15 protein-coding genes are annotated in these 15,502 nt (G+C 42.7%); 13 read left to right on the top strand and 2 right to left on the bottom strand.

The annotated features are described in order from the left end of the window. The first annotated feature begins 4 nt into the window (after nucleotides 1-4). The 9 genes from BM398_RS07575 to BM398_RS07535 all read left to right on the top strand — a co-directional run bounded on the left by BM398_RS07575 (nucleotide 5) and on the right by BM398_RS07535 (nucleotide 8,856). Entirely contained in the window at nucleotides 5-838 is an 834-nt protein-coding gene (locus BM398_RS07575; protein WP_026656840.1) for a polysaccharide biosynthesis tyrosine autokinase, read from the top strand. Between the two features lie 54 nt (nucleotides 839-892). Then, nucleotides 893-1,354 carry a DUF5011/hyalin repeat domain-containing protein gene (locus tag BM398_RS07570; RefSeq protein WP_092337142.1) on the top strand — a complete coding sequence of 154 codons (462 nt, stop codon included), beginning with the start codon at nucleotides 893-895 and terminating at the stop codon, nucleotides 1,352-1,354. Between the two features lie 9 nt (nucleotides 1,355-1,363). Then, complete coding sequence (locus tag BM398_RS07565) at nucleotides 1,364-2,425, top strand: LCP family protein (protein ID WP_092337141.1); 1,062 nt, start codon at nucleotides 1,364-1,366, stop codon at nucleotides 2,423-2,425. Beyond that, complete coding sequence (locus tag BM398_RS07560; protein ID WP_175531877.1) at nucleotides 2,412-3,212, top strand: class B sortase; 801 nt, start codon at nucleotides 2,412-2,414, stop codon at nucleotides 3,210-3,212. Before BM398_RS07565 ends, BM398_RS07560 begins: the two co-directional genes overlap by 14 nt. Before the next feature lie 71 nt (nucleotides 3,213-3,283). Beyond that, nucleotides 3,284-4,195 (top strand): coiled-coil domain-containing protein, encoded by a 912-nt coding sequence (locus BM398_RS07555; RefSeq protein ID WP_092337139.1) that lies wholly within the window; start codon nucleotides 3,284-3,286, stop codon nucleotides 4,193-4,195. A 126-nt stretch (nucleotides 4,196-4,321) separates the two neighbouring features. Beyond that, the gene (hisC, locus tag BM398_RS07550) at nucleotides 4,322-5,377 is read left to right on the top strand and encodes a histidinol-phosphate transaminase (protein ID WP_092337138.1); all 1,056 of its coding nucleotides are present in this window, start codon (nucleotides 4,322-4,324) and stop codon (nucleotides 5,375-5,377) included. 372 nt (nucleotides 5,378-5,749) lie between these two features. Further along, nucleotides 5,750-6,220 (top strand): COG2426 family protein, encoded by a 471-nt coding sequence (locus BM398_RS07545; RefSeq protein WP_207648070.1) that lies wholly within the window; start codon nucleotides 5,750-5,752, stop codon nucleotides 6,218-6,220. A gap of 27 nt (nucleotides 6,221-6,247) precedes the next feature. Continuing rightward, a complete protein-coding gene (locus BM398_RS07540; RefSeq protein ID WP_092337136.1) occupies nucleotides 6,248-7,093 on the top strand; it encodes a class I SAM-dependent DNA methyltransferase in 846 nt (281 codons plus the stop codon). Nucleotides 7,094-7,143: 50 nt separating this feature from the next. Further along, nucleotides 7,144-8,856 carry an LIC_10190 family membrane protein gene (locus tag BM398_RS07535; RefSeq protein WP_092337135.1) on the top strand — a complete coding sequence of 571 codons (1,713 nt, stop codon included), beginning with the start codon at nucleotides 7,144-7,146 and terminating at the stop codon, nucleotides 8,854-8,856. Nucleotides 8,857-8,947: 91 nt separating this feature from the next. Here the strand turns inward: BM398_RS07535 and dapF are convergent, their stop codons facing one another. After that, entirely contained in the window at nucleotides 8,948-9,862 is a 915-nt protein-coding gene (dapF, locus tag BM398_RS07530) for a diaminopimelate epimerase (protein WP_092337134.1), read from the bottom strand. Nucleotides 9,863-10,081: 219 nt separating this feature from the next. On the opposite strand from dapF, the gene BM398_RS07525 reads away from it, so the two are divergent. The 4 genes from BM398_RS07525 to BM398_RS07510 all read left to right on the top strand — a co-directional run bounded on the left by BM398_RS07525 (nucleotide 10,082) and on the right by BM398_RS07510 (nucleotide 14,679). Next, entirely contained in the window at nucleotides 10,082-11,308 is a 1,227-nt protein-coding gene (locus BM398_RS07525) for an LL-diaminopimelate aminotransferase (RefSeq protein ID WP_092337133.1), read from the top strand. Nucleotides 11,309-11,477: 169 nt separating this feature from the next. Then, a complete protein-coding gene (locus BM398_RS07520; protein ID WP_026656853.1) occupies nucleotides 11,478-11,984 on the top strand; it encodes an SEC-C metal-binding domain-containing protein in 507 nt (168 codons plus the stop codon). A 129-nt stretch (nucleotides 11,985-12,113) separates the two neighbouring features. Next, the gene (locus BM398_RS07515) at nucleotides 12,114-13,997 is read left to right on the top strand and encodes a threonine--tRNA ligase (RefSeq protein WP_092337132.1); all 1,884 of its coding nucleotides are present in this window, start codon (nucleotides 12,114-12,116) and stop codon (nucleotides 13,995-13,997) included. Nucleotides 13,998-14,082: 85 nt separating this feature from the next. Continuing rightward, nucleotides 14,083-14,679, top strand: a complete 597-nt coding sequence (locus BM398_RS07510; RefSeq protein WP_092337131.1) for a hypothetical protein — start codon at nucleotides 14,083-14,085, stop codon at nucleotides 14,677-14,679. Between the two features lie 17 nt (nucleotides 14,680-14,696). Here BM398_RS07510 and BM398_RS07505 read toward each other — a convergent pair whose 3' ends face one another. Next, nucleotides 14,697-15,239, bottom strand: coding sequence for a flavodoxin family protein (locus BM398_RS07505; protein ID WP_092337130.1), 543 nt, complete (start codon nucleotides 15,237-15,239; stop codon nucleotides 14,697-14,699). Nucleotides 15,240-15,502 lie beyond the last annotated feature (263 nt).

Here is a 15,502-nt window from a genome sequence, read left to right as displayed (position 1 = left end):
TTTTATGCAGACCGCAAAACTTCATTTCAGTCAGGCAGAAAATAATTATCAGGTAAAAGAAGCATATAAGACACTTCGAAGTAACGTAGAGTTCAGTGGACAGAATGTGAGAGTCATCTCTGTTACAAGCTGTACTCCGGGAGAAGGAAAAACAACAGTTGCTATGGCACTTGCCAGGGCATTTGCCGAGGCGGGCAAGAAGACGATTCTTGTCGACGCCGATATGCGTAAGTCTGTCCTTGTAGGAAGATACAGGACAGGTTCCGTAAGGCTTGGGCTTACTCATTGTCTTGTCGGAAGAGAACGCCTATCAAGTGTTATTTGTGAGACGGATACACCAAACCTTTACGTAATATTCAGCGGACCTGTTCCGCCAAACCCCAGTGAGCTTCTGGGTGGCAGGATATTTGCCAAGGCGCTTGAAAATATGAAACAGGTCTTTGATTACATAATAGTTGATACGCCTCCTCTTGGAAGCGTTATCGATGCGGCTGTCGTTGCCAAGCAGTGTGACGGAACAGTTATGGTAATTGAGAGCAATTCAATAAGCTACAGATTTGCACAGAGGGTAAAAGACCAGCTTGATAAGGCGGGGGCTAAGATGCTCGGAGTTGTTCTTAACAAGGTTGATATAAACGGCAAAGGCTACTATGGCCATTACGGTCATTACTACGGCAAATATTACGGTAAGTATTACGGCAAGTATTATGGCAAGTACGGAGAAGGCGAAGCTATGCAGGTGACTCGTCCAAAGACGCAGGAGACTGTTCCGGAACCTGATGATGACGATCTGGACGAGCTTAATTATCTTGCCGGAGTTACCAGAAAAGACAGATAAGAATTATTACTATCGGCAGCAAAAAGGCTGCATGTAGCACATTCGGAGGAAGAAGTGAGAGGAAATATACTCGGTATATTTTTTACCATATTGAGCGGAGTGATGATCGCTCTTATAGTTTTGGCATACGGAAGGAGCGACAAGATGGCTCCCGAGTTCAGGTTTTCGGCACTTGATCTAATTTATGATTCGGAGACAAAAGACAAAGACCTTATCGTAGGGATCAATGCATATGACGCCAAGGACGGTGACATTACGGACAGAATAGTTGTTGAGAAGGTGGTTCTTAACAAAGATGCGGAAACAGCGGTAGTTTACTATGCGGTTGCCGATCACAGCGGAAACGTAACAAAACAGTCGAGAGTTTTTCCAGCAAACATTGCGGATATAGAATTTAACGGTGATTCCTCTGATAAGATAGAGGACGGTATGCACCCCAAACTTTCTTTTGAAGACGGGGACAGCACGACATCGGCATCATCAGCCGACAGTGAAGAAGAAACAAACGGTAACTAGGAGTCAAGGATGAGGGGAAAAGGAAAGATTTTTCTCATTATATGGGCAGTGCTTATGACGATTATATCGGGGGCGTTGCTTGGATTTGAAATAATGAGAGGTTTCGGAAGAGCAAATCTTGATTCGAAATCGGCAACAACAGCACCTGTGATGGCTAAGTCTGCTCTCTATGAGGGCAATACAACAGGCAGTACCAAGTGGCAGGACGACTGGATCAGATATAACGGTGCTGTTTATGATTACAATGAAGATATAATCACTTTTTTAATAATGGGTATCGACAAGGACGATGAGATCGTTACCAAGGTGGCTGAGGGAACCGACGGAGGCCAGGCGGATGCATTGTTTTTGCTTGCTCTTAATCCGCACACTCAGTCAATAAGCATTATCGGCATCAACAGAAATACAATGACTGATGTCGATGTTTACGATGAGTACGGAAGATATCAGACAACAGCTAAGGCTCAGGTTTCATTGCAGCATGGATTTGGCGATGGAATGGAAGAGTCCTGCGAATATCAGGTGAAGGCGGTGTCAAATCTTTTTCACCAGCTTCCGATTCACGGATATGCAGCTATAAATATGAGTGCGATTCCTACGATAAACGATCAGGTAGGCGGCGTGGACGTTGTTGTACTTGAGGATCTTACCAAGTTTGATAAAAAGCTTAAAAAGGGCGCAAGGGTTCATCTTGAGGGAGAGACGGCATTTCATTATGTGAAGAGCAGAGATATCTATATTCCCAATTCGAATGGATCAAGACTTGAGAGGCAGCGCCAGTACATAAATTCTTTTATTAATTCTGCAAGAACTATTTGCAGGGAGAATAATAATGCGGCGGTTGAGCTTTTTACCTCGATCGGAGATAAGATGGTTACAAATATTTCTGCCGATGAGATTTCTTATCTGGCTCCGTTTCTTGTATCGTACAAGTTCGATATGGACGATATCGTGACGATTGACGGAGAGACCAAGAAAAACGGCAAGTATGAAGAATTTTATGCGGATGAAAATAGTCTGTACGAGGCTATTATAAATGTTTTTTATGAAAAAATTAATGACGCGAACTAATGTAATGCACAAAATAAGACGATATATTGATATAGATACGATAGCCGTAAAAGGATTTTTTATACTGTTTATTGCTTTTTGCCTTACAGGATGTTCCAAGAAGGCAGCGAATTCCGTGGGAAATACGGGATATGAAACGAGCACACTTCCAACGGAGCAGGAGTCGGGCTTTGACAGTGTAAAAAGACTCAACGAGGATGCTTTTGCCTGGCTGTATATTCCGGATACGGAGATCAACTATCCGATCCTTCAAAATGCCGAAGGGGACGATCTGTTTTACAGTGATCATAATGAGTTCAAAGAACCGGATGCAAACGGTGCCATATATATCGAGGCGGCCAATCTGAATGATATGTGTGATTTCAACGAGGTCATTCACGGTGCTTCACCTGCGGATGGAAGCAGGTTTGCGGGACTTAATAATTTTTTGGACAAAAAATATTTTGATGAGCATGAATATGCATATGTGTATATGGAGGACAACTCCCTTACATATTACATAATTGCCGCTTATACGCGCGATAATACAAGGCTTCTTGAGCAATATGATTTCTCGTATGCTTCGGGATGTTCTGAGTTTATTGATGAGATCTATAATAACGGCGACGCGAATAAGATTATAAGGGAAGGCTGCGAAACGGGGCTTTCTCCCGAGCATTTTCTTATTACGCTTACTACAGACAGTACGATCGAACCCGGTAAACAGACGGTAGTCGTTGGATGCCTTGTTGGTGATGCGGCAGGGAATATAAATCGCGAGATTGATTACGGAAATGAAGAATACTAATGCTTTGATATAAGGCTGAATAGTTGCAGATAAATCAGTAATGTTTAATAAAGGAACGGAGGCAAACAATTATGAAAAAGATTCTGGCACTTGCAGTTGCAGGTACACTTATGGTGACAAATTGCGTATGTGTATTTGCTGCGGAGGGTATTGGTATTACCGAGGGGAATACAGGAACAGGTACAAATGAGGGAAGTACAGTAAATCCAAGCAGACTTGCGCAGGATTTGCAAAATCAGCTCAATACAGCAAATCAGCAGATAGGTAGACTGGAATCAGAAAACGAGCATCTGAGCAGTGATGTTGCGAATCTTCAGGCGCAGAACGCTAGCAATGAGAGTACAATAAGGACTCTTCAGCAGCAGTTTGAAGCTTTCAAACAGGCTCAGGAAAGGAATAATGCTACACTTACTGAACAGAAGAATGCACTTACTAACCAGAAAAATGCACTTACAAAGCAGCTCGAGGCTACACAGAAGAGCCTTGACGAGGCTGTAAAGGCAAGAGATACATATAAGGAAAAGTACAAAAACGCAACAAGAGGACCTAAGAAGCAGGAGGTTCCTTCAAGAGCACAGATTCTTAGCAGAAATAATGCAGTTGGCGACGGATACGGCGGATATGTTGCTCAGGGCGGACACGTTCAGATCAACGGTGGAAAGAGCAACGTTACATTTACACTTGCAGCTCCCACATCAGGAGTTCTCAGTTCAGCAAACAAGTATGCAAACAGCGTGGGTGGCACACTTCTTCACTGTGTAACAACAAGCTCACCCGGAGTTTCATTTAAGACTGCACAGGTGAATTTCACTGTTACCGGCGTATTTGCAAACGATACCATCGCAGTATATCAGCTTCAGGGCAAGAACTGGGTTCAGGTACTTGTTTCATCGGTTACAGACAACCACGTAACAGTTAATCTTACCCAGCACGGACCTCTTGCATTCGTAAGAGTTGCAGCGGTTGCTACAGCGACACACTGATTGGTTCAGATAAAAAATGATTATTGAAGGGCGCCTATGCAAAGATAATTTGCATAGGCGCTCTTTTTTAAGTTATAATATCGTTACTGTGCACAAAAATGTGCCATACAGCAAGATGAGGAGAATATTATGAGTTGGGAAGAAAACGTACGTAAGGTTGTTCCGTATACACCCGGTGAGCAGCCCAAGATTAAGAATATAATCAAGCTTAATACAAATGAAAATCCTTATCCGCCGGCTCCTGCGGTTCAGGAGGCACTTAAGAATATGGATGCGGAAAGTTTTAAGAAATATCCCGATCCTACCTGCGATGTTCTTGTGGAGGCAATAGCTGATTTCTACAAGGTTGATAAGGATAACGTTTTTGTCGGAGTTGGCTCCGATGATGTGCTTGCAATGGCTTTTATGACGTTTTTTAATTCGGATAAGCCGATTTTTTTCCCGGATATAACATATTCGTTCTATGATGTTTGGGCAGAGCTTTTAAGAATTCCTTATAAGCAGATTCCTCTACTTGATGATTTCTCTGTAAGGATAGAGGATTACTTTGGTGAGAACGGCGGTGTGGTTCTTGCTAATCCCAACGCACCCACGGGCGCACAGCTTCCGATAGATGCCGTTGAGGAAGTTATAAAAAGAAATCCCGACGTGGTTGTTATTGTTGATGAAGCTTACGCTGATTTCGGCGGACAGTCGGTTTTGCCTTTGATAAGCAAGTATGATAACCTGTTGGTTGTTCAGACTTTTTCAAAGTCACGTTCGATGGCGGGAATGAGAATTGGTTATGCGTTTGGTTGCAAGAAGATTATTAAATATCTTCTTGACGTGAAGTTTGCGTACAATTCATATACCATGAATATTCCGGCACTTGAGCTTGGTGCTCTTGCGGTTAAGGACAAAGCTTATTTTGAAAAGACTGTAAGCATGATCGTTAACACCAGAGAGCGCGTTAAGGCAGAGCTTCGCGAGCTTGGTTTTGAGTTTGCAGATTCCAAGACTAACTTTGTCTTTGCTAAGCACAAAGAGAAGTCCGGAAAAGAAATCTTTGATTACCTCAGGGCAAACAACATTATTGTAAGAAGATGGGATGCACCGAGGATCAAGGATCATTTGAGAATATCAATCGGAACGGATGAAGAGATGGATATTCTTATTGCGAAGTTGAATGAATTTTTGGGATGAAATCTTTGTTTCTCATTTTATTTCAAGACGCTGTACTATGACTTTTATGAAGAAAAGCTGCAAAAAAGTCATGTGAGTGGTATGAAAAGCAGGCCGATGACCTGAGCAAGTATGACTTTTATGAAGAAAAGTTGCAAAAAAGTCATGTGAGAGTAATGAAAAGCAGGCTGAAGACCTGAGCAAGTATGACTTTTATGAAGAAAAGCGGCAAAAAAGTCATGTGAGTGGTATGAAAGACAGGATGAAGCTTGAGAAATACATGACTTTTTATATCAAGAATGTTAATAAAGGTCATATATGTCAAGAAGATGGATATTATGAGATGGCAGGATCAAGCTGCCAACAGTATTTGATAAGGAGTTTTGTTTAATTATGGTGAAGTATTTAATTGTTTTTTTGATTTCAATGGTTCCTTTGGTAGAACTTAGAGTTGCAGTGCCTTACGCTATCGCTAATGGACTACCGATACTTCCAAGCTACATTGTCGCAATTATCGGTAATATGCTTCCGATGCCTTTTATTTTCTTCTTTGCAAGAAAAGTTCTTGAGTGGGGAAAAGATAAGCCGGTTATCGGAGGATTTTTTACTTTCTGTCTTGAAAAGGGACATAAGGGCGGAGAAAAATTAAAAGAGAAAGCCGGAAATAGCTTGTACTGGGCACTTTTCTTATTTGTAGGTATTCCGCTTCCGGGAACAGGTGCTTGGACAGGTACGCTTGCTGCTTCAATCCTCGATATGGATTTTAAGAAGAGTGTTAAAGCAGTTGTTTGCGGAGTGGTTCTTGCGGGTATTATTATGGGACTTGGAACTAAGGCAATACAACTTATAATCAGCTTGTTCTGATCATTTAGTTGTGGCAAAGGATTAAATATGGACGCATACACAGATTTTGCAAATGTATATGACACATTCATGGATGAAACCCCATACGACGTATGGGGTGATTTTATAGTGGAATTGATGAATAAGTTCGGCGTTACAAAGCCGGCAAAAAGCGATGCTTCCGAGTATACGACAGAGGAAGATACCGAGCAGGCGCTTGAAGAAGAAAAGAACCTTATCGTTGAACTAGGCTGCGGAACAGGTTCTTTTACCCTGAATATGGCGAAGCGCGGCTATGATATAATCGGAATAGATATGTCATCCGATATGCTTGATATTGCCAGGAAGAAGACTGCGGCCGAAGGACTTAACGTCATGTATCTTGAGCAGGATATGAGAGAGCTTGACCTTTACTGTACCTGTGGAACGGTGCTTAGCGTGTGCGACAGTGTCAATTACCTTCTTGAGGATGAGGATGTTATCGAGACATTTAAACTTGTGAATAATTTTCTTTTCCCTAACGGAGTATTCATATTTGACTTCAATACGCTTCACAAATACAGAGATGTGATCGGCGATGTGACGATAGCGGAGAATCGCGAGGATTGCAGCTTCATCTGGGATAATTATTATCACGATGAAGAGCATATCAATGAATATGACCTTACGATATTTGCAAAATGCGGTGAGGACGATGTGTTCAAGCGCTCCGTTGAGACTCATTATCAGAGGGGATATACGCTTGATGAGATGAAGTCTTTTGTGGAAAAGGCGGGACTTAAGTTTATTGCATGTTACGATGCGGATACCCATGAGGCTCCGACAGAGGAAAGTGAGAGAATTTATATTGTTGCGGGTGAGTGCGGCAAAGATGCGGCGAAAGAAATACATTGATCGGTGTTTCGCTGTGAATGTCCGTGCTGATTGAATGTGAGGAATAGTGTATGGTTGTAGTATTACTCAGCTATATTTATATATTTTTGGTTTGTCTTATTGCGGGAGTGACGATAAGAAAAGTTCTTTCAAGGGTTATTCCCGTTCCGAACGTAGAGAGAATCGGTATTACAGGCATCGTTACCACTGGTTTGGTGACGCTTACAGTATATGCCGAGTGTTTCAGTATCTTTTATAAGGTAGGGGCGGTATGTCATGCCTTGATGCTCATGATTCTTGCAATCGGAGCTTATAAATGTCGCAAGAAAGTCAGTGCACTTCTTATAAATGTAAAAAAGAGATTCAGGTCAAAAGAGGGTGTTGTCTGCTTTATCATCGTGCTTATATCCGCTTTTTATGCGTCGAGAGGCGTATTCCACAGGGATACGGGCATCTATCATGCTCAGGCAATCAGGATAATTGAAGAGTATGGTGTCATAAAGGGTATCGGTAATTTCCAGTTACATTTTGCATATAACAGTTCGTATCTTGCGCTTTGTGCGCTGTTTACGCTGAGTTTTATCCTGCCGTTTGCGCTTCATACGATGACAGGGTTTATCATGGCTCTTTTCACCTGCTACGCCGTTTGCGGCCTTATGAAGTGGACATCTCGCGCGGGCCATACGGCTGATATGGCGAGACTTGCGATAATCATTTACGGCATTACGGCTCTTGAATATCTGCAGTCGCCGGCAACGGACTACGGAGCGATGTACATGGTGCTATACATCATGTGCGCGTGGATCACTCAGGCAGTTGAGAAAAAAGATAATACCGATGATATTCCTGTATACGGATACCTTGCGGTTCTTTCAATATTTACGGTCAGCATGAAGCTTTCCGCGGCGGCGCTTGTTGTGCTTGCGGTTCTTCCTTTTATTCTTCTGGTAAAAAAGAAGATGACAAAAGAGACGGTTTCTTTTATAGTGATAGGTTTTTTGTCCTTCCTTCCGTATCTTGTAAGGAATGTGATAATCTCGGGATGGCTATTATATCCTGCGGAAGCGATAGATCTGTTTAACGTTGTCTGGAAGGTTCCTGCCGAGTACATGAAGTTTGACGCAGATCAGATCAAAGTCTGGGGCAGAGAACTTCAGGATACAGCGAGTGTTGAGGACGGTATAAAAGAAGGAATATCCGTGTGGCTTCCAATCTGGTGGGAAAGAAAAAGGTTTTATGAGAAACTCCTTATTTTGTTCCAGGTAGCGGGAGCGGGGGCTGTGTTTCTTAATCTTATTATCAGGACAGTTAGAAAAAAGATTCGTGCGGATGTTGCAATGTTTTATATCACCGTGTTTATCAACATTGCGATGTGGTTCTTTACCGCGCCGTTTATCAGATACGGACTGGCATTTCTTATGCTTCTTCCGCTTTGTTCGGCTATGGATCTTGCGGAGAATTTATTCAAGGGAAAAGCGTTTCTTAGATTTGCAATGGTAGCTATCGCAGTTGTATGTTTCGGAAACTGGACGGCTCATTATCTTAAGGTAGATAAGAATCGCTTTTTGGAACATGTGAAAGACGGCTTTTATGTAACGCCGATTCCTTTTGCCGATTCTGAGACGGAAAGAATTGATATGAACGGAGTAATTGTCTACAATACCGTTCATGAGGACGATGAAGTAAACAGCTACTATAATTGTCCGAGTTCATGCTACGGCGATATGATGAATCGAAGTGAGCCGATAGGGACAACTGTGAAAGACGGCTTTAAGCCAAGGTGAATATATGTGGATCAAGGGGACGGGGTTAGTGGATCATTTTTGTTTTTCAAAAATGATCCACTAACCCCGTCCCCTTGGTCCATACAGAATTTTATATCTCAATCTCGCCTTCAAACACAGTAGTCGCCGGGCCTTCCATGATCACGGGCGATTCGGGATTTTTATCCCAGGAGCATTTGATGTCACCGCCGAGAACATGTACGGTAACTTCTGTATCTGTAAGTCCGTTAAGTATGCAGGCAACTGTTGTAGCGCAGCAACCTGTTCCGCAGGCAAGAGTTTCGCCTGTTCCACGTTCCCAAACTCTCATGTGTACGTTGTTCTTGTCATCAATCTTTACGAACTCAGTATTGGTGCGGTTAGGGAATACTTTGTGATTTTCAAATAAGGGTCCTACGGCTTCAATGTCAAAGTTTGCAAGGTCTTCACTTTCAGGAAGGAAAACAACGCAGTGGGGATTACCCATTGAAACGCATGTCATGTGCCATGTTTTTCCTGAAACTTCTATAGGAACATCTACAGTGAGTCTTCCGTATTCCTTGGAAAGGATTTCATACTTTTTATTGTCTTTTGAAAGAAGTTCATCGGATACCGAAACGGGAACGCTTGCAGAGTCAAGGATGGGAGCGCCCATGTCAACTTTAACGGTTTCTACAAGCCCGTCAGATCCGATTGTCAGATCTATATATTTCTTTTTGCCTGCGCTTACGATTGTAAGGTTGGTCTTATCTGTGAGCTTTTTGTCATAGACGTATTTAGCAACGCATCTGATGCCGTTTCCGCACATCTCAGAGCGTGAACCGTCCGCATTGTACATTTCCATTTCAAAATCAATATTAGGATCGTCAACGGGATTTATGAAAATGATTCCGTCGGAGCCGATTCCGAAGTGGCGGTCTGAGACCATCTGTGCCACTTGAGACTTTTTCCCGGAAGGAACGTTTTCTTTTCCTCCATCCACATATACATAATCGTTGCCGCAGCCGTGCATTTTGGTAAATTTCATATTGGGTACCTCACATTCTGTTAGTGTTATGTACTATATTTGCATTATAAAATAAATAAGTTTGGATTTGGTGCTGTCGCATTGGTGATTTATGGCATCTGAATTATCAGTGGAACAGCTATCTTTATCATTATATATAATACGAAAAGAAAAATGTATACAATTATACAAAAAAGTAGTAAACTTTTTTTATATTCGCATGAAAGTGAGGACGAATCAATGTTTAGACCTAACAGTGACTATTTGAAACTTCCCGGAAGCTACCTCTTTAGCACAATTGCGAAGAAGGTTAATGCTTATCAGCAGGCTAATCCGGATAAAAAAATAATCAGACTCGGAATCGGAGATGTTACACAGCCTCTTTGCCCCGCAGTAATCGAGGCACTTCACAAGGCTGTTGACGAGCAGGCCGTAGCCGAGACATTCAGAGGATACGCTCCCGATCTTGGATATGATTTCCTTCGCCACGCAATGGCCGAGAACGATTTCAGAAGCAGAGGATGCGATATCGCTGACGATGAGATCTTTATTTCAGATGGTGCCAAGAGCGATTCCGGCAACATTCAGGAGATCTTTTCACAGGATGCAAAGATTGCGGTTTGCGATCCCGTATATCCCGTTTATGTTGATTCTAACGTAATGGCAGGAAGAACAGGAGATTACGACGAGAACACAGGAATCTGGAGCAATGTCATCTACATGCCTTGTACGGCTGAGAACGGATTTGCGCCTGAACTTCCCAAGGAGACACCGGATCTTATTTATCTGTGCTTCCCCAACAATCCTACAGGTAGCGCAATCACTAAGGATCAGCTTCAGGTTTGGGTTGACTACGCAAACAAAGTCGGCGCTGTTATCATCTTTGATGCAGCTTACGAGGCATATATTTCAGAGGACAACGTTCCTCATTCAATCTATGAGTGCGAGGGTGCCAGGACCTGCGCTATAGAGCTCAGATCTTTTTCAAAGAACGCAGGCTTTACTGGACTTCGCCTTGGAGCTACCATTATTCCTCATGAGCTTACAGTTGATTTTGAGGGCAAAAAAGTTCAGATGCACAGTCTCTGGGCAAGAAGACACGGCACAAAGTACAACGGAGCTCCTTACATCGTGCAGAGAGCCGGAGAAGCTTGCTATTCGGATGCAGGAAAGGCTCAGATAAAAGATATGGTCGCACGCTATATGAAGAATGCGAACTACATTCTTAACGGCCTTAAAGAGGCGGGATACGACGTTTCAGGCGGTGTAAACTCACCTTACGTATGGCTTCGTACACCTGATAACATGACAAGCTGGGAGTTCTTTGACCACCTTCTTGAGAAGGCAAATGTGGTAGGTACACCTGGATCGGGATTTGGCCCCAGCGGAGAGCACTACTTCAGACTCACTGCTTTCGGAAGCTACGAGAACAGCGTAGAGGCACTTGAGAGAATCAAAAAGCTCTGATGAATCATATGAAAATATAAAGAAAATAGTGAAAGTCGTCTCAAGAAATTGGAGCGACTTTTTTGACACCCCACTGATAATACGATAGAATAAATTTTACGTATAAAAGTCAGTGGCATTACTATGCCCTGATCACGAATTTTATTATGAAAAAACAGGAGTAACGGATATGGCATTATTAAAAAAATGGCATGATATGGCTTATTCAGAGACTACAGATAAGGGTACCCTCCAGAAATTATGGACAGAGTACTTCCAGAAAGAGCGCGACATCTATGCGCAGCTTTTGAAGAACCCTGATGAGGTTGTTAAGGGAACAGTTAAAGAGCTCGCAGAGAAGTACAAAGTTGACCTTATGACTATGGTTGGCTTCCTTGACGGAATCAACGACAGCCTTAAGGTGCAGAACCCTATTGAAGAGATGGAGGAGGATACTGAGGTTAACCTTGGTTTCGAGAAAGAACTCCTTTACAAGAATATGGTAAACGCCGGCGCAGACTGGCTCTACAACCTTCCTGAATGGGAAGAAATCTTTGATGAGGACAAGAGAAAGGCACTCTACAAAGAAGAGAAGGCTTCTCACACAATCAGAAAAGAAGTCAAGATCTACCCCAACGATCCCTGCCCGTGCGGAAGTGGAAAGAAATATAAGAAGTGCTGCGGCAAGAACGCATAAGTAATCACCTGGCGAGGGTTTTTCTAGCCCGGTGTACTACTTAGTTCCGGCGAGCACTGTGCGCGAGAGCGGAACATCATTATAAAACATGCATGGCTGTACCCGGTAGGTATAGCAGAAGGAGCTGAAATGACAAAAGAAGAATATTTAGAAGTTTACCGCCATTCATTGGCACACATTCTCGCTAAGGCTGTTATCGAGCTTTACGGAAAAGAAGTACAGTACGCAATCGGACCTCAGATCGATGACGGTTGCTACTACGATTTCGTACTTCCCAAGGCTGTGACACAGGATGATTTCAAGACCATCGAAGATAAGATGCGCGAGATCATCAAGAGAAGAGAAGATTTTACACGCAAGGAAGTTTCAAGAGCAGAAGCACTTGAAATGTTCAAAGACCAGAAATTCAAGACCGAGCTTATTCAGGATCTTCCTGAAGATGAGATTTTGACGGTTTACTATACAGGCGATGATTATGTTGATCTTTGCCGCGGACCTCACGTAGGTAACGCACAGGAGCTTATGAACGCAGCTTATCAGATCAAGGCTGTTTCAGGCGCGTATTGGAGAGGTGACGAGAAGAGAGATCAGCTCTCAAGAATTTATCTCTATGCATTCCCTAGCAAGGATGAGCTTAAAAAGCACATCAAGATGATTCAGGAGGCAATGGAACGCGATCACAAGAAGATCGGTGCACAGCTCGACCTCTTTATGTTTGATGAGACTGCACCCGGTATGCCTTACTGGCTTCCCAGAGGCTGGAAGATGTATCAGGCACTTCTTAAATATTCAAGAGAAGTACAGGAGAGACACGGATATACAGAAATCGCAGCTCCTCTTGTAAATAATAAAAAGCTTTGGCTTATAAGCGGACACTGGGCTCATTACGTAGATAACATGTTTATGGTTCCCGGTGTTTCGGGATGGCTCAAGGCAGATGCCGAGATTCCCGGAGTGCTTGAGAATATCAACGAACCCACAGAAGAGCCTAAGAACATAAAAATCCAGGCAGGTTCTGTTGTTTATAACCGTGAGCAGGATGACACAATGGCTGCAAAGCCCATGAACTGCCCTAATGCGATGATGACATATAAGAGAACAAATCACTCTTATAAAGAGCTTCCTATCCGTTACAGTGAATATGATGTTCTTCATCGTAAAGAAAAGTCAGGCCAGATGAACGGTCTTTTCCGTGTTCAGGAGTTCCGTCAGGATGATGACCATACATTCGTAATGGAATCACAGATAAAAGAAGAGATTGCCGATGTTATCGCAATCGCTGACGAGATCTACTCAACATTCGGTGTTACTTACAGAGCTGAGTTCTCAACAAGACCTGAAGACTTCATGGGTGACATTGAAGTTTGGAACAGAGCAGAAGCTGCTCTTAAGGAAATCCTCGATGAGAAGTACGGCGAGGGTGGATATGAGATCAACGAAGGTGACGGTGCGTTCTACGGACCTAAGATCGACCTTCAGATCAAGGATGCGCTCGGAAGAGAGTGGCAGTGCGGTACCGTACAGCTTGACTTCCAGCTTCCTCATAACTTTGGCCTTACATACCAGGCTCAGGACGGAACAATGCAGATGCCTGTAGTTATTCACAGAGCTATCTACGGTTCACTTGAGAGATTCATCGGTATCATCATTGAGAACTTCAAGGGAGTATTCCCGTTCTGGCTCAGCCCTTATCAGGTTGGTATCGTACCCATCCGTGTTGAGCACAATGAGTATGCCAAGAAGGTTGAAACTGCTCTTATGAATGCAGGAATTCGTGTTGAGGCTGATTATTCAGACAACAACATGAAAGAGAAGATCAAGAAGTTCAAGAACTACAAAGATCCGTACATCATCGTTGTCGGTGATAAGGAAGCGCAGGAGAACACTGTATCTATCAATGTTCGTGGTTCCAACAAGCAGGTTCAGAATGTTCCTCTTGATGCGCTCGTTGAGATGTGCAAGAAGATGAACGAAGAACATACTCTTGAGCTTATCGACAGCTATGAGGCTTGATTTTTTACATTTTTGGTAAAAGAAATTTTTAAGACCTGGCCATGTAATGTGGTCAGGTCATTTAATGAAACGGAGCGTCTTGTTTATGAATAAAAAGAAAATTTTATTCAATGTAATACTTGCGGCATCAATGGCATTTGTCATTTTTGTTACTGACGCTCTATGCCTTGAACTGGCGGCAGGAGAGGAACTTAAGGAAGCGACCGGCTGTACTTTTGTCCTTAATCCCGAATTTGTTCCGGCCGGAGTGAAAGGCTATTATGTAAATAAGTACAGACCTATGGAATCATCTTCCGTAAGCTATATTGTCCACAATAACAGCAACGATTTTATGCTTACAAACAGAGAAAAAGCTCAGCAAGCAAGCGGCGAAAAGACTATAGACAGCTTGGCTAAGCTTGATAAGCATAAGTACGAAGCTCTTGTTTCAGCCGGCTACAAGACACAGTATGGAGGAGACGTAGGTTATAAAGTAGAATCTTTTGAACGCATAGAAATAGACGGCTATCCCGGTTACAAGATAGACGCCCACTATGAACCCGAAGGTTCTCAAGCTGTTTATCAGACTGTGTATATTATCAGATCAAAGTATCGTACGTTCACAATAACCTATCAGAGAGCTGCCGACGATGAATGTGAAGAAAGCTTTCAGATAAGCGCAAGTACGATAAGAGTGCACTGATTGTTAGCTAAAAAAAGTCAGATATAAGCCGCAGTATAATTTTCGGCTTTTACAAGTATTTCATCCGTAAAAAGTCTTACCTGCAAAAGATCCTGATTATCGGGATGGCTTGATGCATCATCAAGCATGCTCAGCATGATATCTATCTGAACATCCTCGCATTTTCCGCGAAGAGATTCATATTTGCTTCTGATTTCCGGACGCATTTTTCCAAGACAAAAGAATGAACCCAGAAAATTATTGTCAGCAGCGAGCCATGCTCTGGCATTTTGCTCAAGAACTTTATGGTACGCGTAGCTGTCACCCAAACCGCATGTGCCGAAGAAAACAACGTTTTTGCCATGCAGAGAGGAGATAAGGTCAATTATCTCCAGGCTGCATGAACCTCTGTTAATCCAGAAGCCTATAAAATAAAGCTCTGCATCCAGAGTCCCGTTCCATGATCTTATGTCCACAAGCGCTTTATCATCTTTTGGACAACCTATGGCGTTATAAATTTCTTTTGCCAGCATAAGGGTGTTTCCTGTTTCACTGGCGTATACTACCAGATATTTTTTCATGTTAAGCTTTCTTCTTAAATTCTGTCATACATTTGGGACATCGAACCATAATGTTTCCGGCGCCCCTTGGTATGCGTATCTTTTGTTTGCACTGCGGGCAAGTATAAATGTGATAGTGTCTGTACTGTAAAATTTTGTTGTGTTTCTTTCCGAAGAATAAACGGATCTTTTGTTCGGTCTTGATAAAACTCTCATTTTCTTTGTATCTCTTAGTGATATTTTTCGATAAAAGCCTGAAATATGAGTAGATCAATAACGCAAAG

The organism is Butyrivibrio sp. M55 (assembly GCF_900116865.1).
Classification (GTDB): Bacteria; Bacillota; Clostridia; order Lachnospirales; family Lachnospiraceae; genus Butyrivibrio.
Note: the sequence above shows the minus strand (reverse complement) of the source record. Positions and strands in the feature narration are given on the sequence as shown.